Source organism: Pseudomonas sp. MWU13-2105, from assembly GCF_023242315.1.
Taxonomy (GTDB): domain Bacteria; phylum Pseudomonadota; class Gammaproteobacteria; order Pseudomonadales; family Pseudomonadaceae; genus Aquipseudomonas.
In genome coordinates this window covers 200,889-221,806 of sequence record NZ_JALLIY010000014.1, presented here as the reverse complement: position 1 = coordinate 221,806, position 20,918 = coordinate 200,889, and the positions used below count along the sequence as shown (strand labels likewise).

Sequence of the window (20,918 nt, the reverse complement as noted above, 5' to 3'; positions counted from 1 at the left end):
TTTTAAAATCGACGCTCTGCATTTCCAACGCAGCGTCTGGCAATGCACCATTGCACTCGCTTAATCAGTTTTCGGCCACTGCTGGGCACCGTGCAACAAGCGGATAATCTCAATCAGCTTGAGGCGGGGCCTGAGGCGATAAACAACGACGAACGGGGTGCCGCTAATGACCAGTTCGCGCGTCCCTTCGATGCGACCGAATCGCCCCATCTCAGGGTGATCGAGCAACTGGCCGACCTGATGTTCGATACGATCACCCTGATCGATCGCAGCACCAGGGTTGCGCTCGCCAATGTAATCGAGCTGTACATCACGATCATGAATCGCACTAGGGAGCCAGCGAATAATCAAGAACCGCCCTCCTTGATGCGTTTCGCCAACTCTGCTCGTTTCGCCGCCCAGCTTGATTTCGCCTCTTCATGCGATACCCACTGGGTGTTCGGATCATCCGCTTCGGCCAGCCCCTGTTGCACCTGCTCACGAAACCATTTGTCGTGCTCGGCGGCCCCATGCGTGCGTTTCAGCGCCTCAGCACGATCTGGTCGGGTCCGGCTGGCGCTCCTGTCCTCGGGATTCCAAAGCGCAACATCGAAGGCACCAACCACAAGGCCGAGCCCGAGTAGCAGGTTCAGGGCCTGGCCAGGATTACCGAAACTGCGCGGCTCGCTACTACGCGCCTTGGCCAGTACGGCGGCGTCTCCGTTCCGGGTTTCTACTTGGACGAAAAAAACCCCGCCCAGCGCTTTCAAGGTAACACCGACGATGCCACCCGCTTCGGTGGTGGCACGCAGTTGTTCCAACGTGAGAGTGCGCATAGCGATTGCCCTATAGCATCACGATTAATTGTTATGAAAGTACACGAGTAACAATTAACCTGCAATTATTGTGGGAGCCGAGCTTGCTCGCGAGGAACGATAACGCGGTGAGCCTGCCAACACTCACCGCCAAAATCGGCACAAGCCAGACGTCACCCGCCTACACCAACGCCTCCGCGCAACATCCCCTGTGTCAAGTCATCAATGATTGCCTTACCCATCTCACCCAGGTAATGCGAGGTCACTGCGGTAGAGAGCCAACATTCGCTATCATCACCTATGCTTTCGGCGACCACTCCAGCGCACCGCCGCCATCTGCCGATCACAGGTAAGGACGTTCCATGCCGCGCCTCTCCCCGCACATTCAGTTCTCCCTGATCACCCTCGTGCTGACCTGCGTGATCCTGCCGGCCCAAGCTGCCGACAAGGTCGAACGCCGTTGCGGCTGGTTCGAAAATCCGACCGCGGCGAACGCCACCCTCACCGACCGTGACGGCACCTGGGAAATCGCCACCCAGGGCGGCTACCAGGCCGAAGGCGACTGGCCACAATTCAGCGATGCGCAATGGGTGCGCACCAACGGGCATTATGGCTACGGCTGCGGCTGCATGACCGCCAGCGCCGATCCCGAGACTCACCGCCTGAACCACCTCACCAACGCCGTCGCCCGCCCACTGGCGGCCTGCCGCAACGATACAACCTTGCACGAGCCGGCCAATCCGCTGGCGCCACGACCACCCGATGTGCCGGCCTCGGCCAAAAACATGAAGCCCTACCAGGCCGTCGGCTTCAGCTTCAATTACCCGAAAGGCTGGAAGATCAGCAAGAACAAGGAGTGCCTGAACCTCAACCAGCCAAAGACCCGGACCAACGAGGAATACACCCTCAATCTCTGCGTCCAGCACGGCACGCTGCAACAGGCCGCCGACAGCATGGTCTTTTCCCAGGAGGACGGCGTCTGGATGCGTAGCGCCGGCATGGACTCGCCCAGCCCCGTCGACATCATCGAAGGCCCCGGCTGGAAAGGCATGCAGACGATCCAGACCTGTGGCGTGGGTGATGAGGAAACCGGCTTTCATGCCGCCGGTGGTACCTGCCTGATGGCCATCGTCTACAACGCCAAGACACAGCTGCTGTTCGACACCGTGGGCTACTACCAGGACTTCGACACGATTGGCGCGATCATTCGATCGGTTCGCTTTGATGAGAAGAAGTAGAAGTTACTCTGCGCGTAGTTTATTCCCGGTGACCACAGCAGATCCGGGTTCAACTCACGCGCCCGAGATCGGCAATGCTTTCAAGCCATCGGGTGTTTGAATATGCGCGACCAGAAACGGAGTTGAAGTATCTTTGAGCGTATGAAGATAAACCGGCCCCGAAAAATTCATGGCCGTCAGCACCGCCCTGACTTTTTCCGGATCAGTATGGAAGACATCCAACGCCACTAGGGAACAGCCTTTGTCTTGCATTGTGCTCGCGGGATGAGTGGCCTGTTCCCATTGGATCAGGGTCGGGGCTGCCCCGCCCAAAGGAAGGCTACCGTCCGCGGGTATCGTTATCTGCCAGGACAATGTTCCTCTGGTCATGGGTTCGACATCTCCGACGATGTCGTGGCAAGAGGCGCTGGCAGCATGGATATCATCGGTTCGTACAACCCATGTGGCCAAGCGTGCGGGTGAGTCAGGCGCAAGTTGATCAAGGCCGAACCATCGAGGCCGCTTCGGGCGTTCAGCCGACGGGTCCACCGCAATCACTTCCAGATAAAGCTCAGGACCAAGGCGCAGCAGCCGGTTATGGGTGCCCATGCGTGGATGGGCACCGCCCGGTTGAAGGTCGACGCCCAGAACGCCAGTGACGAACGCACAGCCGGTATCAAGGTCCGGCGCCACGATAGCCAGATGATCGATAGTGCTTTTCACGCGATCCGCTCCTTCAAGAGATTTTCTTCGCCCCGGCTTTATTCAGCCTCACTCGCACTATCACCCCGCCAAACTGAACGGCGTCTTTCCCCGCCAAGCCCGGTCGCCTCACGCGACGCCCGCAACTGCCTCTTCAACGTGCGCAATGGCGGCGCATACAGAAAACCGAACGACACACCGTTCTTGCGCCCCTTCACCGCATGATGCAGCAGGTGCGCCTGATACAGGCGCTTCAGGTAGGGATGGCGCGGCCGCGGCCGAAATGGCCAATAGCGGTGGACGACGCCGTCATGCACCACGACATAGATGATCCCGAACGCCGCCACTCCGGCGCCGATCCACTGCAGGGGGTCGTAGCCGCTATTGCCCAGCACGATCAGGGTGATGGCCACCGCCGCCAATACCAGCAGGTAGATGTCGTTGGTCTCGAAGGCGCCCAGGTGCTCCTCATGATGGGAACGGTGCAGAAACCAGCCCCAGCCATGCATCACGTACTTATGCGCCAGGTAGCCGACCCCTTCCATGGCCATCAGGGTGCAGAGAAACAGGGCAACGTGGGTGATCATGGAACGCCGTGAGCTCGCAGGAACGTCGGGAAAGGCGGCAGGGAATGTTTGAGCCGTGCTCAAGCATACCTCGGTAGGCGGGTAAATCGAATGCGATGAGTGATTCAGCATTCGTTTTTTCGAGGGACACAAGCCAGGGCGAGGAAGGAGGCAACCACATTGCCGCTCGCGTCCCCTCAAAACCAGGGCATACCCGAAGGCACCGCACCAGCCCGACAGCCATCGCAAGCAAGCGTGTTCTTAGGAAATATCGAAAGGGTAAGGCACAGCAGCTATACAGACAGGGCATTGTTCAGTCGAACAGGAGCACCCAACGTGCCCCCGCCCACCAGCACTGACACCGGCAACCGACCCGGACTTACTCAAGCCCGAGTTCAGCGATATCAGAACCAGCCGCGTTTACCGACCACATAAGTCTGTTCGAAGTCTTCTTCGGACTTGACCAGGTAAATGATGAATTCGATAAAGGCGACGATACTGATAATGATCGACGGGATGCCGAACAACAGCCAGCCGAACAGAAACACAAGCAACATGATCACGCCTTGGGTCTTGTAGCCCAGGTAGAACTTGTGCACGCCAAAACCGCCGAAGAAGAACGCCAGCAGGGCCGCCGGGATCTTCTTGGAGCTGCCACCGGCAGCGGCACCGTCGGCGAAGATGGCTTCGGCAAACGCACCATTGCCGGCGAAGTCGACGCGCGCGCCGGCCTTGGGCAACACCGCGGCTTTCCACTCGACAACGTCGAAGGTGTAACGATTACCGTCATCACCGGAAATAATGCCGTTACGGGTGTTGGTGTCATAACTCAGGATCTTGCCTTTCATCTACAGCTCCTTGGGAAGTACGGGACAGGGGACGCGGAATGTCTCTAGGGGATTGAACGCAGTGAGTTCTCTTTTACCGGACAACCTGCACCGGCACGAACGCTCCATCGACAATCGCCGAACAGAGGTCGTCGATATTCATCAATACGGTCGGGTGGTTTTCAGCTTTGAGTCGTTGAACCGATCGGCCATCGCTCGTCCTTGAAAAGTGACTGCCGGACCGGGCTGAAGGATCAGCACGTCATCGGCGGTTTCACTGCATCTTCCTTAACCGCTATGAAGGCCTGAGTCGCTGGCGCGTGGAGACGGCCAGGAGCGGAGGGCTTTGGGGAGGAAAGCTACTATTTCGCTGGTGCGCCGTCTAGAGGGCGCGGGAAGGAATGAGCCATTACAGACAAAAGCACGGCAACCACGAGGAGAAAGCGCGGGAACCAGGGCCCCCGCGCTTCATGCATCAGAAGGCGATACCGACCTTGGCACCAAACTCGTCGATCTTGAGCTTGGTGTTGTCCGCCAGATCGGAATCACCGTCCAGTTTGAACTCGGTGTGGGTGTAGTAAACGCCCGCGACAATCGGCAACGAACTTTGCTGGTTGAACAGGAAGTTCACTTCGGCATAGGGGTTGGTATGGTCCTTCAGGTCCACCGTATCGGAGCCCTCGCCAGCGACCCTGATCTGTGCCTCGCTGCCAATGCTGCGCCGTACGCCCGCTTCGACGCGCATCGTCGCGGCATCGAACTGATGGTTATAACCCAGCGCGGCCTTGGCAAACGGCGAACGGCCGGTGAGCTTGACGTTGTAGTCGTCGGAGTCCGGTTCGTAGCGGGTCCAGCTGTAACCGCCGCCCACGATCACGTCAAAGAAGTTGTGCGCGTCCAGCGCCGCACGCCAGCCCAGATCGAGGTCGCCCTGGCCTTCCTTGAGTTTGTTGTCGTCATTCTTGCCGTACTTCACTTCGACACCAGCCTGGTAGATAAGGCCGGATTCAGCGGTCATCTTGTTGCCGAAGTTGTAGAACAGGCCGGCAGCGGGCAGATGGCTTTTCTCGGACTGGCTACCCCCCTCCAACTTGAAGTGGCTGTAACTGCCCAGGACACCAAATTGGGAAATCGGATCGGTGGAGGGCGCCGCCATCGCAACCATCGGGCTGGCAATCACGACCAAGGCCGAGGATTTGATGAACAGGCGGGTCAGACAATTAAACACAAGCACTACTCCATTAGGATGTAAACGTGAAGAATCCGGGGATCTAGGAACAGGAAATCGATCACTTAGTTCAAAAAATATTCACTGGCCGTTCATATTTCCTTCATTTTGCCGATTGAGACAAAACCGCCGTGCGTGCGCCTACCCGGCAGTACGCCAGGCAGCACGCCAATATTTCGAGACGGGATCACGCGGGGTGGGGGGGGCAGCCGAACGGCACGAGCGGCCGCAGCCGCCGTTTCGGCTTGAGTCAGTCAGTGCAGGCTCAAACCAGAGGCCGCCCCATCATCCGCGTCAGGATCGCCAAGGGATTGGACTGGGCGTCATATTGCTTGTCGGCCGGCAGGTGCAGCGTCTGTTCAAGCATGTACTGGCCGGACATGACCGCGTGCGGCACCTGGTCCGAGAAGCACACCCAGACCGAACCCGCGGCGAACGGCATGGTCACCTGCTCGGCGGTTTCCTGATAGATCTGGTCGCCTTTCATGCCGTCATGCAATTGCAACATCAGATGGTCATATTCACTGCGATATGACTTGGTGATGCCCAGTGCTTTCAACAAGCCAGCCTGCCAGGCCACATACGGTTTGGCCCGTGGCAGGAACTTCTCGGCGACCGTTTCGAAAGGCTCGCCGACACGCCAGACCCGCGGTATGCCCTCGGGATTGATGTTGCTGAACACCCGCAGAATGCGCTCGCCGTAGTTGGGACGCGAAGGAAAGGCGTCGACATGCAGACGACGATCATCCGCGCGCCAGGACTGTGCACGGGTCTCGACCTGCATCGGACGATAGCTGGTAGGGGCCAGGCGCAAGGCGCCTTGGTAGCGGGGCAGCAGCGAATACACCAGCGTCTGCGCCTGCTCACGGAAGCGTCCGATCATCTCGCTCAGCGCTTGTTGCACGGCGGCATCGCCTTGCGCGCCCTTGAGCTGATTATTCGCATCCAGGCTGATATTACGGGCCTTGGGCGAGCGAACATCCGGACGGAGCAAGGACTTCTCTTCTTCCCGCAATTCAAACGACAACCGGGGGAAATAAAGGACCTTGCCCGCTTCCAACGCGGCAATCCATTGCGCGTTCACTTCAGGCATCCGCCAATCGGCGAAGTCGATGCCTATGATCTGAGAATCCATTTCCTCAGGGGGCCTCTTTGGGGGAGTAGGCCTGCAATGATGCGGCGATCCGACCGACCATTGCAATGTTTTGTTACCTTCGCTGACGAGATACCCCCGCTCAAGAGGGCTCAGCTAGACACCTCAGCCAGCACCTTGCCCCGCCATTCCCTGGCATCCCTGGCCGGCGGCACGCCAAACAGGCGGGCATACTCGCGACTGAATTGAGAGGCACTTTCATAGCCCACTTCAAAGGCCACCCCGGCCGCATCACCCGGCATTGCCAGCAAACGGCGGCGGGCTTCATGGAGGCGGATGCGCTTCTGGTACTGGATCGGGGTCATGGCCGTGACCGCCTTGAAGTGCCGATGCAGGACCGACGGGCTCATATCGGCAAGCCGCGCCAGGTCCTCGACCCGAAACCTTTCCACATAGTGCTGGCGTATCCAGTTCAATACCCGACGGACACGGGACAACCGGCTGTCGGCCCGGGCGATCTGGCGCAACATGCCCCCTTGAGGCCCCCACAGCAGCCGAAACAGAATCTCGCGCTCCAACAATGGCGCCAGCACGGCGATTTCCTGGGGCCGTTCCATCAAGCGCAGCATCCGCCCAAAGGCATCGATCAGTTCATCATCGGCGGCGCTGACGGCAAAGCTGCGGCCCAGGCTCTTTTCCCCGACAATCGGCATCTCCAGCAACAACGAGGCAATGACCTCGGGGTCGAAGGCCAGGGCCACCGACAGGTACGGCAGTTGCGGGCTGGCGTCGATCACCTCGCCACTGGCCGGTATCTCGGCCGAAGCGATAAAGTAGCAACCGGTACCGTACTCAAGGATCTGGTCACCGATCAGCACCCGCTTCGCGCCCTGCAATACCAGGCAGATCATCGGATCGTAAAGTCCCGGCAGAGGGCCCGTGCGGGTTTCGCCCATCATGACGGAAAGCCGCGGCATACCGGTTGCGGTCTGCCGGCCCTGGGCATGCCGGCGCACGAAGTGTTTGAGTTGATCAAGTCTGTTGTTCATGGACGAAAACTCTCACTCACCGCGCCAACCGTCAACCGAAGCGCCAGTAATAGGCAAGAACTAGCCAGTAACCGGCACGCCCGCCCTGACGCCGACGAGCAGACTGGCCTCACCTACACAGGAGAAACCAGATGCTCAAGCAAACAGTACTGATCACCGGCGCCAACAAAAGCATCGGCTTTGAAACCGCGCGGCGTCTCGGCGAACTTGGCTACAAGGTCTGGCTGGGCAGTCGCGATCCGGTTCGTGGCGAGGCAGCAGCCCAGACATTGCGCGACATGGGCCACGACATCCGGGTCCTGCAGATCGATACCGCCAGCGACGACAGTGTCAGGGCCGCCGCCGAGCGCGTGCAACGGGAAGATGGCCGGCTCGACGTGCTGATCAACAACGCCGGCATACTGGGCGATATGTCAGCCCCCAGCGAGACGCCCCTGAGCACCATCAAGGAAGTTTACGAGGTCAACGTGTTCGGCCCGATCCGCACGACCCAGGCCTTCCTGCCCCTGCTCAAGGCCTCGACCCACGCCAATATCGTCATGGTCAGCAGCGGCCTGGGCTCACTCGGCTGGCTGAACGACCCGACCAACGAGTTCGCCTCGATCAATATCCTTGGCTACAACAGCTCGAAGTCGGCGCTCAATGCAGTGACGCTGTCCTTTGCCAAAGAGCTGGCGGCCAGCGGGATCCGGGTCAACGCCGCCGATCCGGGCTATACCAAGACCGACTTCAACCAGCACAGCGGCTACCGTACCGTGGAACAGGCCGCCGAAGTGATTGTCAGGTTGGCCACCCTTGATCGGGACGGCCCCACTGGCGGCTACTTCGACGAGAACGGCAGCATCCCCTGGTAATCGGCCCCCTTCTCCAACACTGCGATCCATACCCCCCAGGGCGATGGAACAAGGCGAGGACCGGCAAGCCGTCGGCCCTCTTCATATCGCCAGCCGCTAACAGGTTTTCAGGTTCGCCAGACGCGCGCGCCTGGACTCATCCGCCACACTGAACTGCAAAATGGCCGCGTCCGCCTCGGAACGCATCAGCCACAGGTTATAATCGCCTGCGCTGTTACTGACCAATTTATAGTACGTGGCCTGCCACATCCGGCGCATGGCTTCTTGTGACGCAGCCTTGTAGAGCGCACAAAAACTGCCTTCGACATCGCACTGAAGATCCGATGCCAAGCCGTCCAAGATGACGCGCAGATGCCCTTCGCCTTCACGATCACCCTCTTCGGGGTAGAAAGAGCCGATCACTTTTCCTGTATGACTGGGCTCACTATAGAAACAGGTTATTTCACCGACAAAGTCATGCCCCGCCAATACCTGGAAATACGGCCACATTTCATCAGGCCATTCAAAAGTATCGAGCATGGGTAGAAATAAATACTTACCGATCAAGTCATTGAATGTCATGACACGCCCTCCTTTGGCATGAGTCCAAACTATAGACGCCCGAGAAGTTCCTTCGACGTTAGTGTATTAACGGCTGTTTCAAGAAGTGGCCCTGATACCGGCCGATCGTTTCAAGCCTCCATCTGTATGACTTCAATGCCCATGCGCCGATAAGCCTCGATCTCTCCCGGCACCACAAAGTGCTCGGTGAGCATGGTCTGCAAACGTGTACAAGGCGCCACCACGAAAGGCTCCACGGCGCCAAGCTTGTCCGCCGTGGTCACCGCCACCACGTGCGAGGCACTGTCGAGCATGGCCTGCTTCACGGCGATCTCGTCGTAATGCAGTGAAGTAATCCCGATCTCCGGGTGAATCGCGCAGACCCCGGTAAACAGCAGGTCGGCCTTGACGCCCTGGATCAGCCGCACAGCCTCGTGGCCACCCGAGGCCATGGTCGCCGGGTTGAGCTTGCCGCCGGCGAGGATCACGGTAATGCCCGGATGTTCGGCCAGGGTCATGGCAATCATCGGCGAACAGGTAACGGCCGTGATCGACAGCCCGGACGGCAGCGACTGGGCGATCTGCAAGGTGGTGCTACCGGAGTCGAACAGTACGATCTGCCCCGACTCGACCCGCCGCGCCGCTATCCGGGCCAGACGGGTTTTCACCTCATTGGGTTCGGCGACCCGGGTGAAATAGTCCTTGCCGGTGTCCTTGGGACGCGGCAACGCGCCACCATGCACCCGCTGCAACAGCCCGGCCTGGGCGAGTTCCGCGAGGTCGCGGCGGATGGTGTCTTCCGAGACCGCGAAATGCTGGCCCAGTTCAGAGGCCATGACCTTGCCGTCCCGTTCGAGCAACAACAGGATTTTTTGCCGCCGCAGGTGCGGCAATTCTGACGCTAGGTGAACGCTTTGCATGTTTATGCCTGAGCCTGCCCGTTTGTGCCGACTTATACGAGACTCTCGGGCGAATGGCAACCCTGTGCAAACAGCCTCTCAGGTAAAGAACGCCTCAAATACGGAAACCGCTGACCAGTTGCTCCAGCCGGGCCGTCTGCTGCTCCAGGTCGGAACAGGCCAGGAGCGTGGCGTTGAGGTTCTCCACCGCATCCTTGTTCAAGGTATCGATCTGGGTGATATCCATGTTGATCGCCTCGACCACGGCGGTCTGTTCTTCGGTGGCGGCGGCTACCGACTGATTCATCCCGTCGATCTCACCAATACGCCGGGTGACCTGCCCCAGGTGCTCGCCGGCCTGGTTGGCGATGGCCACGCTCTCCGCGCTGTATTGCTGGCTCTCGGCCATGGTCCGCACCGCCTGCCGGGAACCGACTTGCAGCTCCTCGATCATTCCGTGGATTTGCTGGGCCGAGGCCTGGGTGCGTCCGGCGAGGTTGCGCACTTCGTCGGCAACCACCGAGAAACCGCGTCCGGACTCGCCGGCACGGGCGGCCTCGATAGCGGCATTCAGGGCCAGCAGATTGGTCTGCTCGGAGATCGCCTGGATCACCTTGAGTATCTGGCCGATGCTCGACGTGTGGCTATTGAGCTGCTCGATCCGCGCGCTGGAGGAAAGGATCTTGGCCGACAGTTCATTCATCGCCTGGATCGAACGATCGACTACCCGTCGCGCTTCATCCGCGGTGTCTCGCGCATCGGAGGCGCCCTGCGAGGCATCCGCGGCATTCACGGCAATCTCCTGGGCGGCCGCGCCCAATTGATTGATCGCCGCCGCGACACTGCTGGTGCGCTGGGACTGATTGTCCGAGTTGCTCATCGAGGCGTTGGAGGCGTTGACCACCCGGCTGGCCACCTGGCTCAGGCGCGCGGTGGTCGAGGCCACTTCACGGATCGAACCGTGGATACGTTCGACAAACCGGTTGAAGGCCCCCGCCAGGTAGCCGAACTCGTCACGCGACTGGATCGGCAGGCGCTGCGTCAGATCACCATCGCCCTGGGCAATGTCTTCCAACGCACCGGTCATATGGTGCAAGGGTTTCATCAGCAGCCTGATCAACAGGCTGAGCAAGACAAAGGTGATCGCCAGCAGGACGACAGTCGCAATCAGTACCGAGAGACGAAACTGCCTCAGTGCTGCGTAGGCTTTGTCCTTATCGACAGCCAGACCGACATACCATTTCACCGAGGGCAGGCCCTGCACCGGCATGAACGTCAGCAACTGCGTGCTCCCCGCCTGTCGCACCTCAGTCAGCTCGCCGCCGATTCGCACCGGCTCCAGGCCGTAGATATCACGCAGGTTCTTGGTGACCAGGGCTTTGTCCGGGTGCACCAGGATATTGCCGTCGGAACTGACCAGGAAGGCATAACCGATACCGCCAAAATCCTGGGCGTTGATCATCCTGGCCATCTTGTCCAGGCTGATATTGACGCCAAGCACACCCAGCACCTGGCCGCCGGACTTGACCGGCGCCGCCTCGCTCATCACCAGGTAGTCGCTGCCCACGCCGATATAGGGTTCGGTCAGGATCGGACCGTTTTTGACCGCGTCCGAGTACCAGGGCCGCTGGCGTGGATCGTAGCCATCGGGCATGACCCGCTCGGGAAAGATATCGAAGGCACCTTCGCGCGTTGCGCTATAGCCGGCGACAAAGGTCGAGGCAAGCGCAGGTTGTTGGAGCAAGGTGCGAACCTTCTCCCTGGCCGGGTCGAGCGCGACGACCTGGGCCATTGCATCCACCAATAGCAAACGATCGCTCAGCCATGTCTGAATATTCTGGGCAAGAACCTGCCCAGTGGTGTGCAAGTTGTTTTCGATATTGCCGCTGATCTCGTTGCGTTGCCGATAATCGCCATACAGTGCGAAAACCGCAAAGACCACAACCACCACGGTAGAAACAGCGAGCAGGATCTTTTGACTGAACTTCAATCGAATATTCATGGTTTTGGCTACTGCACAATGGAGGGTTTTTGTTTGACTTTATATCAAGGCAGGACAAAACAATGGGCAGGGCGAAAACCACCCTTAATGGGCAAAGTTTCAGTGTTACTTAATGGACTGTCAAACAACAAATATCCGGGGGCTGGCATCAAAAAAATTGATCGTCCCCAAACTTACAGTACGCTCTTTAGTGGCCTGTGAAGTTCCAACAACTTCACTCCCCCCGGCTCGCTGACAAGCAGGCCGCCCGGAGGCTGCCTACAAGCCGCCCTGAAACGGCAGCAGCACCAGCGCGACCAACCCGCCACCCGCCCGGTTGCTCAGGGTCAGCGTGCCACCCTGCTCCAGCACAATCGCCCGCGCCGCCGACAAGCCCAGTCCGACGCCACCGGTGCTTTTGTTGCGCGAACTCTCCAACCGAAAGAACGCTTCAAACACCCGTTCAAGGCAATCCGCTGCAATACCCGGCCCACGATCCTGTACGCGGATCAGCAGTCGCTCCGAATCCGACTCCAACACGATCGATGGCTCGCTGCCGTACTTGATCGCATTGTCCAGCAAGTTGCCGACAACCCGCTTTAGCCCCAGCGGCCGCCCGAAGTACACCCACCTGGACGGCCCCGCGAAATCGACCTCGATCCCCAGGTCGCGATAATCGTCCACCAGGGTTTGCAGCAACTCCGCCAGGTCGAAGGAGGTCGCTTCCTCCAGCCGCGCATCGTCGCGGAAGAATTCCAGTGCGGAGTTGATCATCGCCTGCATTTCATCGACATCCCGGAACAATCGCTGCTGTTGCTCCTCATCCTCGATGAACTCACCGCGCAGACGCATGCGGGTCAAGGGCGTGCGCAGGTCATGGGAGATGGCCGCGAGCATCTGCGTGCGGTCCTTGATGAAGTGCTGCAACTGGGCCTGCATGGCGTTGAAGGCGAGGATCGCCTGACGGATTTCATGGGGCCCGACCGGCTCCACCGGCGGGGCCCGGAAGTCGACGCCAAAACGCCGCGCGCCCTGGGCGAATTGCTGCAGCGGTCGAGCCAGGCGGCGGGTCGCAATCAAGGTGACCACTGCGGTGGAGAGCAACACCAGCACGATCACTATCAGTCGACGTGGCCCCTCATCCAGCCCCCAACTCCGCGATGCGGTGGAAAACTCCAGCCAGGTACCGTCGGTCAGTTGAATCAGCACCCCGTAACGCCCATCCGAATCGGCAGGTTCATAGGTCTCGAGCCGGCGATTCGACATATTGAGCGCCCGGCGTATGGCCTGAGCTTCCTCGCCGTGAGGCGTCTTGACGATTTTCGGCAGGACGATGTCATGATAATCGGTGTACCAGGCCACCAATATATCCGGCTCACTGACCACCGCGGCCAAACGGCCACGCTGCCTGGACTCGGACGCTTCGAGCACACGGCTGATGGAGATGATCTTTTCCAGTAGACCGGTCTCGCTCAGGGGCGGATAGGCCCAGACACCGGCCAGCTTGACGAACAGCGCATTGAACGCCAGCGCCGTCAACATGGCCATCAGTACGGTCAGGGCGATCCAGCGCGCCACCGTGTCCCTGGGACGATAACGCCCGGCGCCGAAGCGAGTCATTGGCGCGTCACGTCAGGGGTGAACAGATAACCGCCATTACGCACCGTGCGAATCATCGCCGGGCGCTTGGTGTCGAACTCCAGCTTGCGCCGCAGGCGGCTGACCTGGACGTCGATGCTGCGGTCGAACGCGTCATGGCTGTGCCCGCGGGCCAGGTCCAGCAGTTGCTCGCGGGTAAGGATGCGCTGGGGATGCTCGACAAACACCAGCAGCAGATCGAACTCCCCCGCCGACAACGGGATCATCACCTGGTCCGGCGAGCGCAGTTCGCGTCGGGTCAGGTCCAGTTGCCAGTCGGCAAAGCGGATCAGCGGGCGCGGCACTTCACCGCTCAACGGCCGGCTTTCCCCGGCCCGGCGCAACACCGCCCGGACCCGCGCCAGCAATTCGCGGGCATCGAAGGGTTTGCCCAGGTAATCGTCGGCGCCCATTTCCAGGCCCACCACCCGATCGCTCAACTCGCCCATGGCGGTCAGCATGATCACCGGGGTCGCGTACTGCCGGCGCAGGCGCTGGCACAGCATCAGGCCGTTCTCCCCGGGCAGCATCAGGTCGAGGATGATCAGGTCCGGGGCCTGGCGCTCCACCGCGGCCCACAACGCCGCGCCATCGGCGGCGACTTCTACCGTATAACCATGCAGCACAAAAAATTTCTTCAGCAGGGCAAGGACCTCGAGGTCGTCGTCCACGATCAACAGACTGCTCACCGGCGGCCATCACTCGAAGTTGGAAAGAGCCCCATCTAAAACCATTCGCCGCGCTTCGTCATATATTTCAACGCGGTAACAAACCGTCGGCGCGGCAATAAAGCAGACATCTTTGCGCAAGGCGCGGCTGCCAGCATCAGCCATCCTTATTCCGCAGAGATTGCTTGCCCATGCCGCCGCTCAAGTGTTCGCCCGCCATGTTCCGTCACGCCGCGCTGTTGCTGACCGTTTCGTACCTGGCTGGCTGCAGCAGCCAGACACCGCCGGCGAGCGCCAGTTGCGCGCAAGTCGACTATCCGGTGTTCGACCCGGCCCAGCGGGTCAACCGGGGGATTTTCGCCTTCAACAAGGCGCTCGACGACTATGCCCTGGCGCCCGTGGCCCGGGGCTATCGCTACCTGCCGAATGTTTTCCAGCAGGGTGTGCATAACTTCACCAGCAACTTTGGCGAACCCAAGGTCTTTGTCAACGACCTGCTGCAAGGCAACCTGAAGCGTTCGGCCACTACCGTGGGCCGCTTTACCGTAAACACCACCCTCGGCGTGGTGGGGCTGTTCGACGTCTCGGATCGGATGGGCATCCCCCGCCACACCGCCGACTTCGGCCAGACCTTTGGCGTCTGGGGCATCGGCAACGGTCCCATCGTCGAACTGCCGCTGCTGGGCACCGGCAACGCCCGCGACGCCGCCGGACGCGTGCTCGGCCTGGCCTTCAACCCCTTCGGCAGCAACAGCGACACTGTCGAGACCCTGGCGACGGTCAACCTGGTCGGCGGAGTGATCGACCAGCGCGCCGAACTGCTGCCACTCACCGACAGCCTGCAAAAACTGCCGGACTACTACAGCGCACTGCGTAACGTGGTCGCCGAACATCGCGCGGCTTTCGTCCAGGAAGGCAAGCAGGGCAGCACCCAGCCGGAAAAAGACCGCTGCCAGGGAGCCGCCCAGGATGGCTTCTGAACAGCGGGCCTTGATCCTCGAGCAACGGCTGAGCAAACCCGCCGGCAGCGACCTGTTCTGCCATGAAGTCAGCCTGCGGCTATCAGAGGACCGACGCCACCTGATCCTCAGCCGCTATACCGAGCATTACAGCCCCCAGGGTTCGCAATCGGTCGAACGGCATTACCAGGTGCCGATGGACGATGCACTGCGCTGGCTGGTCCAACGGGCGGAGCACGGCGCCTGACCTGGCGCCCTTCCCATCGGCCTCGACGTGTGAACCCGGCCTCCGCGAGGCCTGCCCCGCTCCTACAGCTTCTTCTCTATTTCCCCCTCGAACCCGCGTAATACTTGAGCCCCGCACCTTCGGGATTTAATATCCACGCCGCTTATGTCGAGCATCAGTACCGGTTGCACGCCTGGCCCGCTCAGGTCGACACCGAGAAGAAAAACTAGAGAAGGTGAAGCAATGACGGGTGAAAACCTGACACCGGGTTTGCTCAAGCGCGGCCTGAAAAACCGCCATATCCAGCTGATTTCCCTGGGTGGGGCCATTGGTACCGGGTTGTTCCTGGGGTCTGCCGGTGTGCTCAAGTCCGCGGGCCCGGCGATGATCCTCGGTTATGCGATCTGCGGTTTCATCGCGTTCCTGATCATGCGCCAGCTCGGCGAGATGATCGTCGAGGAACCGGTGGCCGGCTCGTTCAGCCACTTCGCCCATAAATACTGGGGCGGCTACGCGGGCTTTCTCTGCGGCTGGAACTACTGGGTGCTCTATGTGCTGGTGGGCATGGCCGAACTCACGGCCGTCGGCAAATACGTGCAGTTCTGGTGGCCCGATGTGCCGTCCTGGGTCAGCGCGGCGGTGTTCTTCGTGCTGGTCAACCTGCTCAACCTGACCAACGTCAAGGTGTTCGGCGAAACCGAATTCTGGTTCGCGATCATCAAGGTGGTGGCGATCATCGGCATGATCGCCCTCGGTTGCTACCTGCTGATCAGCGGTACCGGAGGCCCGCAAGCCTCGGTCAGCAACCTGTGGAGCCATGGCGGGTTCTTCCCCAACGGTTTCAGCGGCCTGCTGATGGCGCTGTGTTTCATCATGTTTTCCTTCGGTGGCCTGGAACTGGTGGGCATCACCGCCGCCGAGGCCAGCGAGCCGCGCAAGGTGATCCCCAAGGCGATCAACCAGGTGGTGTTGCGGATCCTGATCTTCTATGTCGGCGCCCTCACCGTGCTGTTGTCGCTGTACCCGTGGGACCAGTTGCTGACCACCCTCGGCGCTTCCGGCGACGCCTACAGCGGCAGCCCGTTCGTGCAGATCTTCGCCCTGATCGGCAGCGACACGGCGGCGCAGATCCTCAACGTGGTGGTGCTGACCGCCGCCCTGTCGGTCTACAACAGCGGCGTGTACTGCAACAGCCGCATGCTGTTCGGCCTGGCCGAGCAAGGCGACGCGCCGAAATCGCTGATGAAGCTGAACAAACAGGGCGTACCGGTACGGGCCATCGGGGTCTCGGCCCTGGTGACCCTGTTGTGCGTGGTGGTCAACTACGTGGCACCGCATGAAGCCCTGGAGCTGTTGATGGCGCTGGTGGTGGCTTCGTTGATCATCAACTGGATCGTGATCAGCCTGACCCACCTGAAATTCCGCAAGGCCATGGAGCAACAAGGCGTGGTGCCGGGCTTCAAGGCCTTCTGGACCCCGTTCAGCAACTACCTGTGCCTGGCCTTCGTCGCGCTGATCCTGGGCGTGATGCTGATGATTCCGGGGATCAGCGTGTCGGTGTATGTGATGCCGGTGTGGGTGTTGTTCATCTATGGGCTGTATCGGCTGCGGCTGGCCAAGGGCCGGGTGCGCACAGTCAGCTGAAGAATGAACCCCTGCCATGTAAGTCGGTTTGCTGGTAATACAGGCAACGCGGTCTGACAAACCGCGTTGATATCCCGATCAAGGCAAACGCACATTGCCGTCATAGGGGGTCTGCAGATCCCGCTCCGGAATCTCCCAGATCAGCAACTTCGGTGGTGTCTGCTTGAATGCCGGGCTGTCGAAGTAGGCCTTCGCCGCCCCGGAAAACTCGCCGCCATCCTTGGCAAAATTGCCTACCGGAGCCCCCACCGCCGCCTCCAGGAAACCGACAAAATTCGAGTTGCGCGAGAACGACGTGCCGATCAACGCGGTGTTCGGCAGATTGTCGTCACCAAACAGATCATCAAGGTTCTCACCTGCCGCCGCGTCAGCCTTCTCCTTGACCTGTGTCGCCGCGACGCTCTCGGCCTTGGGCTGCAACGCCAACGGCAACCAGTCGATCCCCGCCAGGCGCACCAGGTCCCCAGGGCGCACAGCATCGGGTTGGGTACTCAGCTCATAGGTCTTGTGCGGCGTTACCGTGAACTTCAAGGCCGCGACCGCCTCGGCAATCCGCCCCGCCGCCGCCCTTGCCCCGGCCTCGCTCCAGTGGGTGTCGGTGCGCAGGAAAGCGCCCTCGCCCAGGGCCTGCAAGTTCGGCGTCAGATCCACCGCCGCCACGCCCGCGCCTTGCAGCCCGGTCAACCAGGCGGCAATCCGTGGCTGGAATGCAGCCGGGCGCCTGAGCGAACAGAGTTGCGTCGCGGCAATTCGGCTCTTGTCCGGCACCACCGCCACCAGCAACTCGATACCTCGCCGGCTCAACGCCTGGCGTAAATCAAGCACCGCCTGCGCCTTGGCCTGGGCATTGGCCGCCGCGTTGCGGTTCAGGCGCAGCTCGTCACTCAGGAACAACCAGTCCGGGCAACCCTCGCGCACCCGTGACCCGAGGTCGCCGTCGATCAACCAACTGCCGCCGCGCTCAAGGTCAGCAGCCTGTTTGGGCAGCGGCGCATCCGACAGTGTCTTGGCGAAACGATGGGTGATCTCGCCATGCAGGAGGATGTCCGGCGTCACCACCTTGGGCACGAATTCGATCGAGCCCTTGATCATCAACCAGACGCAGGACAAGGCCCCCAGCGCCAGGAACAGGGTGAAGACCAGGCCCGCCAGGGGACTGGCGCGCATGGCCAGCGCGCTGGGCGGCGTAGGGGCAACGGACGGGGATTGCGTTGGCTGGTTCATTAGAATTGAAAGTATAGAAAGGGCACGGCTTCACGGCTGGCGATCAGAGCGAACGACAGCATGAACCCGAGCACAGGCCAAAGGGCCGCGGCCAACACGAACAGCTCGTGGCCCGCGAAGCGTTTTTCCACACGCGGTTGCAACAGCGGCGCGAGAATGCACGCCAGCCCCAGCAGCGCCGCCAGTCCGTGCACCGGGCGCAGGGTCACGGCCAGGGCATCACCGAGGGCAAAACCGTGCTGGCCGAACTGGCCGCCATACATGCTCAGCGCTGTGGCGAAGTCCGGGGCACGGAACAACGTCCAGGCCAGGCACACGAACAACAGCGTGGCGACATGACAGGCCCAGAGCGGCAACCCCGGCAGGCTGGAACGCGACCAGGCACGGTCGACGCACAGCGCCACGCCATGGGCCGAGCCCCAGAGCAGGTAGTTCCAGCTGTCGCCGCCATGCCAGAGCCCGGCGATGGCCATGGTCAGGAACAGGTTGCGATAGGTTTTCCACACGCCCTTGCGATTGCCACCCAGGGCGATGTAAAGGTAGTCGCGCAGCCAGCTGGACAACGACAGGTGCCAGCGCCGCCAGAAATCCTGGATGCTGTAGGCCAGGTATGGGCGGTTGAAGTTTTCCGGGAAGTGAAAGCCGAGCATCAGTCCGAGGCCGATGGCCATGGCGCTGTAACCGGCAAAGTCGAAGAACAGTTGCAGCGAATACGCCAGGCAACCGATCCAGGCATCGACAAAGGACGGGTTGTCCAAATGGAACGCCACGTCGACCAATGGCGACAAGGTGTCGGCCACCAGCACTTTCATGCACAGGCCGATCATGAACCGGCGCGCGCCCAGGGAAAAATTGAACCAGTTGAAATAGCGTTGGTTCAGTTCCCGGCGGACCCAGTCATAACGAATGATGGGCCCGGCGATCGAATGGCCGAACATGGAGATGTAGGTGGCGTAGTTGATGAAGCTGCGCTCCACCGGCACCACATGCCGGTGCACATCCACCAGGTAGGAAATCGCCTGCAGGACGATGAACGATAACCCCGCCGGCAACGCCACCCGCTGCCAGGCCATGGGCATGGCGCCGTAATAGGTGATCAACTGGTTCCAGGTCACGGCGAGGATGTTCGCGTACTTGTACCAGCAGAGCACCGCGGTGTTGATCACGATCAGCGCGACCAGCAGCCGTATCCGCCCTCGCGAGTCCTCCCGCGAGCGCTCCACCAGCAGGCCGCCGATCCAGGCCAGCAGGGTCAGCAGCATGTGCAGGAACAGGAACAGCGGGCTCAGCCAGCCGTAGAACAGCCAACTGCCGAGCAGCAGGATGACGTTGCGCCAGCCCGGTCGGGCCAGCGCATAGACCAGCAGAAAGGCTGGCAGGAACAGCGTCAGGAATTCAAGCGAGGCGAAGACCATGGCAACGGGCGCTTCCGATTCAGTTGGACAAGCTATCCGTGGCGGTAATCAGGCGCGGCCCCGTCGACGAAGGCAGTAATAACAAACTGTAGCGTTTGTTCGCCTCCAATGCGCCGAGCTCGACCGCCGCCCCCACCGGGTTGCCGGCGCAGACCAACTGCACCGCCAGCGACGACCGAGGGTTCAGTTCCTGGCGCCGCGGGTTGCCGGCGGGCGCCTTCTGGAACAGGTCGACATCACGTCCGGCCAGATTGACCCGCGCATTGCTGCACGTCGGGTCGGCGTCGAAGAACGCCAGCGAGGCCTTGAGCTGGTTGGGGATATCGAAGGCCTCGCTGAGCACCACTTGGCGGATGCCCTGCTGTGCATCCGCCAGGGCGAACACCGTGGCGAAATCGCCGGCATTGACCTTCACGTCCAATGCCACGCTTTTGCCGTCGCGGCTCAGGGTGCCCTTGATCGGCTGGCCACCGGATACCGGGATAAAGCCACTGACCGCCTGGCCATGTTCCAGCTTCAGGCTGCTGCTCGCCCCTTCGGGCGTCAGCTCCAGGGTGGTCTCGGCCGCGTTGACGAAACGCAGGTAGGCCGAGTCCTGGGACGGGCCGGTGGGATACAGGGCAATCGGTCCGCTGAAGGCGCTGGCGCTCAGGGCCAGGCCGGCCAGGGTGCCGACGGCTTTGAAAATCCGTTTCACTTTGTAGCTCCTTTCACGGCCGCGGCGGGCAGTTCGTTCAATGATTTACCGATGGCCGCCGCCCAGGACTTGTAGCCGGCGATGGTGAAGTGCTGGCCGTCGGAAGTGGTCCACTCGCCAGGCTTGGAGAACTTCGTCGAGTCGATATAGGTGCACGGCGCGACCATATTGGCCAGGGTGCCCGCCACCAATTGGGTCCGAACCTGGTTCTTGCCGTACTGGTTTTCGTTGGTGTTGCTGCCATTGGCCTTGCCCCATGCCGGGCCGACCCACACGCACTTGGCACCGCTGTCGGCGATCTGTTTGGTCAGCGCGGTGACGCTCTGGTAGGCCCAGACCTTGGGAAACGGCGTGGTCTTATAGGAGGCCATGGTGTCGCCCATGATCAGCACCACCAGGTCCGGTTTGTCCTTGGCGATCACGTCCTTGATCGGCTGCGTGTCGAGGGTCCCGCGGCTCATCACCTTGATCTTCTCGCCCGGCTCGCGAGTCGCCCCGCAATCGAGTTTCAGCTTGGGAGTGACCCAGTCCGCCGGGTTGGCGCCGCAGGCACCGATGGCGTGAACCTGGGCGCCTTGCTGGGTCAGGTTGTCATAGAGCGGGTTCATCAGCGAGTCGGGAAAACTCATGTGGCTTTCGCCAATCACGAGCAAGGTCAAACCAGCCAGTACGGAAGAAGCCATGGATCATTTCCTCG

Annotated in this window: 22 protein-coding genes and 1 pseudogene; 5 read left to right on the top strand and 18 right to left on the bottom strand. The window is 60.9% G+C overall.

Translation table 11 applies throughout. The annotated features are described in order from the left end of the window. Window positions 1-60 precede the first annotated feature (60 nt). Window positions 61-351, bottom strand: a complete 291-nt coding sequence (locus M5B96_RS21400; protein ID WP_248799005.1) for a type II toxin-antitoxin system RelE/ParE family toxin — start codon at window positions 349-351, stop codon at window positions 61-63. Further along, the gene (locus tag M5B96_RS21395; protein ID WP_248799004.1) at window positions 348-815 is read right to left on the bottom strand and encodes a hypothetical protein; all 468 of its coding nucleotides are present in this window, start codon (window positions 813-815) and stop codon (window positions 348-350) included. The genes M5B96_RS21400 and M5B96_RS21395 overlap by 4 nt, the downstream gene beginning before the upstream one ends. 341 nt (window positions 816-1,156) lie before the next feature. Here M5B96_RS21395 and M5B96_RS21390 point away from each other — a divergent pair, with 341 nt between their 5' ends. Further along, window positions 1,157-2,032: a DUF4087 domain-containing protein gene (locus tag M5B96_RS21390; RefSeq protein WP_248799003.1), complete on the top strand. Its 876-nt coding sequence runs from the start codon at window positions 1,157-1,159 to the stop codon at window positions 2,030-2,032. A gap of 54 nt (window positions 2,033-2,086) precedes the next feature. Here the strand turns inward: M5B96_RS21390 and M5B96_RS21385 are convergent, their stop codons facing one another. The 6 genes from M5B96_RS21385 to M5B96_RS21360 all read right to left on the bottom strand — a co-directional run bounded on the left by M5B96_RS21385 (window position 2,087) and on the right by M5B96_RS21360 (window position 7,476). Then, a complete protein-coding gene (locus tag M5B96_RS21385; RefSeq protein ID WP_248799002.1) occupies window positions 2,087-2,734 on the bottom strand; it encodes a VOC family protein in 648 nt (215 codons plus the stop codon). A gap of 38 nt (window positions 2,735-2,772) precedes the next feature. Beyond that, on the bottom strand, window positions 2,773-3,300 hold the full coding sequence (locus M5B96_RS21380; protein WP_248799001.1) for a sterol desaturase family protein: 528 nt from the start codon (window positions 3,298-3,300) through the stop codon (window positions 2,773-2,775). 383 nt (window positions 3,301-3,683) lie between these two features. Continuing rightward, a complete protein-coding gene (locus M5B96_RS21375) occupies window positions 3,684-4,127 on the bottom strand; it encodes a TM2 domain-containing protein (RefSeq protein WP_248799000.1) in 444 nt (147 codons plus the stop codon). 454 nt (window positions 4,128-4,581) lie between these two features. Further along, on the bottom strand, window positions 4,582-5,271 hold the full coding sequence (locus M5B96_RS21370) for a hypothetical protein (RefSeq protein WP_412548638.1): 690 nt from the start codon (window positions 5,269-5,271) through the stop codon (window positions 4,582-4,584). Between the two features lie 328 nt (window positions 5,272-5,599). After that, the gene (locus M5B96_RS21365) at window positions 5,600-6,469 is read right to left on the bottom strand and encodes a Kdo hydroxylase family protein (protein ID WP_248798999.1); all 870 of its coding nucleotides are present in this window, start codon (window positions 6,467-6,469) and stop codon (window positions 5,600-5,602) included. Window positions 6,470-6,579: 110 nt separating this feature from the next. After that, window positions 6,580-7,476 (bottom strand): AraC family transcriptional regulator, encoded by an 897-nt coding sequence (locus M5B96_RS21360; RefSeq protein WP_248798998.1) that lies wholly within the window; start codon window positions 7,474-7,476, stop codon window positions 6,580-6,582. Between the two features lie 131 nt (window positions 7,477-7,607). Between M5B96_RS21360 and M5B96_RS21355 the strand changes: the two genes are divergently transcribed. Beyond that, window positions 7,608-8,330 carry an SDR family oxidoreductase gene (locus M5B96_RS21355; protein WP_248798997.1) on the top strand — a complete coding sequence of 241 codons (723 nt, stop codon included), beginning with the start codon at window positions 7,608-7,610 and terminating at the stop codon, window positions 8,328-8,330. A gap of 96 nt (window positions 8,331-8,426) precedes the next feature. On the opposite strand, the gene M5B96_RS21350 is transcribed toward M5B96_RS21355, so the two are convergent. The 6 genes and pseudogenes from M5B96_RS21350 to M5B96_RS21330 all read right to left on the bottom strand — a co-directional run bounded on the left by M5B96_RS21350 (window position 8,427) and on the right by M5B96_RS21330 (window position 14,077). Continuing rightward, window positions 8,427-8,891 carry a hypothetical protein gene (locus M5B96_RS21350; RefSeq protein WP_248798996.1) on the bottom strand — a complete coding sequence of 155 codons (465 nt, stop codon included), beginning with the start codon at window positions 8,889-8,891 and terminating at the stop codon, window positions 8,427-8,429. A gap of 110 nt (window positions 8,892-9,001) precedes the next feature. Beyond that, entirely contained in the window at window positions 9,002-9,790 is a 789-nt protein-coding gene (locus M5B96_RS21345; RefSeq protein WP_248798995.1) for a DeoR/GlpR family DNA-binding transcription regulator, read from the bottom strand. A gap of 94 nt (window positions 9,791-9,884) precedes the next feature. Continuing rightward, complete coding sequence (locus M5B96_RS32800; RefSeq protein WP_412548637.1) at window positions 9,885-10,649, bottom strand: methyl-accepting chemotaxis protein; 765 nt, start codon at window positions 10,647-10,649, stop codon at window positions 9,885-9,887. A gap of 93 nt (window positions 10,650-10,742) precedes the next feature. Beyond that, window positions 10,743-11,771 (bottom strand): annotated as a pseudogene (locus M5B96_RS32795) (cache domain-containing protein); the annotation flags it as partial. 258 nt (window positions 11,772-12,029) lie between these two features. Then, window positions 12,030-13,370 carry a sensor histidine kinase gene (locus tag M5B96_RS21335; protein WP_248798993.1) on the bottom strand — a complete coding sequence of 447 codons (1,341 nt, stop codon included), beginning with the start codon at window positions 13,368-13,370 and terminating at the stop codon, window positions 12,030-12,032. Beyond that, the gene (locus tag M5B96_RS21330) at window positions 13,367-14,077 is read right to left on the bottom strand and encodes a response regulator (RefSeq protein ID WP_191486061.1); all 711 of its coding nucleotides are present in this window, start codon (window positions 14,075-14,077) and stop codon (window positions 13,367-13,369) included. The genes M5B96_RS21335 and M5B96_RS21330 overlap by 4 nt, the downstream gene beginning before the upstream one ends. A gap of 170 nt (window positions 14,078-14,247) precedes the next feature. On the opposite strand from M5B96_RS21330, the gene M5B96_RS21325 reads away from it, so the two are divergent. From M5B96_RS21325 to M5B96_RS21315, 3 genes are all read left to right on the top strand, one after another. Then, window positions 14,248-15,036 (top strand): VacJ family lipoprotein, encoded by a 789-nt coding sequence (locus M5B96_RS21325; protein ID WP_191486062.1) that lies wholly within the window; start codon window positions 14,248-14,250, stop codon window positions 15,034-15,036. Then, window positions 15,026-15,262 (top strand): hypothetical protein, encoded by a 237-nt coding sequence (locus M5B96_RS21320; protein ID WP_248798992.1) that lies wholly within the window; start codon window positions 15,026-15,028, stop codon window positions 15,260-15,262. The genes M5B96_RS21325 and M5B96_RS21320 overlap by 11 nt, the downstream gene beginning before the upstream one ends. A 222-nt stretch (window positions 15,263-15,484) precedes the next feature. After that, window positions 15,485-16,885, top strand: a complete 1,401-nt coding sequence (locus M5B96_RS21315) for an amino acid permease (RefSeq protein WP_248798991.1) — start codon at window positions 15,485-15,487, stop codon at window positions 16,883-16,885. 78 nt (window positions 16,886-16,963) lie between these two features. Here M5B96_RS21315 and M5B96_RS21310 read toward each other — a convergent pair whose 3' ends face one another. The 4 genes from M5B96_RS21310 to M5B96_RS21295 are packed head-to-tail and all read right to left on the bottom strand — an operon-like array spanning window position 16,964 to window position 20,904. Then, on the bottom strand, window positions 16,964-18,109 hold the full coding sequence (locus tag M5B96_RS21310) for an alginate O-acetyltransferase AlgX-related protein (RefSeq protein WP_412548632.1): 1,146 nt from the start codon (window positions 18,107-18,109) through the stop codon (window positions 16,964-16,966). After that, on the bottom strand, window positions 18,109-19,524 hold the full coding sequence (locus tag M5B96_RS21305; protein ID WP_248798989.1) for an MBOAT family O-acyltransferase: 1,416 nt from the start codon (window positions 19,522-19,524) through the stop codon (window positions 18,109-18,111). Before M5B96_RS21305 ends, M5B96_RS21310 begins: the two co-directional genes overlap by 1 nt. A gap of 19 nt (window positions 19,525-19,543) precedes the next feature. After that, window positions 19,544-20,221: a cell division protein FtsQ gene (locus tag M5B96_RS21300; protein WP_248798988.1), complete on the bottom strand. Its 678-nt coding sequence runs from the start codon at window positions 20,219-20,221 to the stop codon at window positions 19,544-19,546. Next, window positions 20,218-20,904, bottom strand: coding sequence for an SGNH/GDSL hydrolase family protein (locus M5B96_RS21295; RefSeq protein ID WP_248798987.1), 687 nt, complete (start codon window positions 20,902-20,904; stop codon window positions 20,218-20,220). Before M5B96_RS21295 ends, M5B96_RS21300 begins: the two co-directional genes overlap by 4 nt. Between the last annotated feature and the right edge of the window lie 14 nt (window positions 20,905-20,918).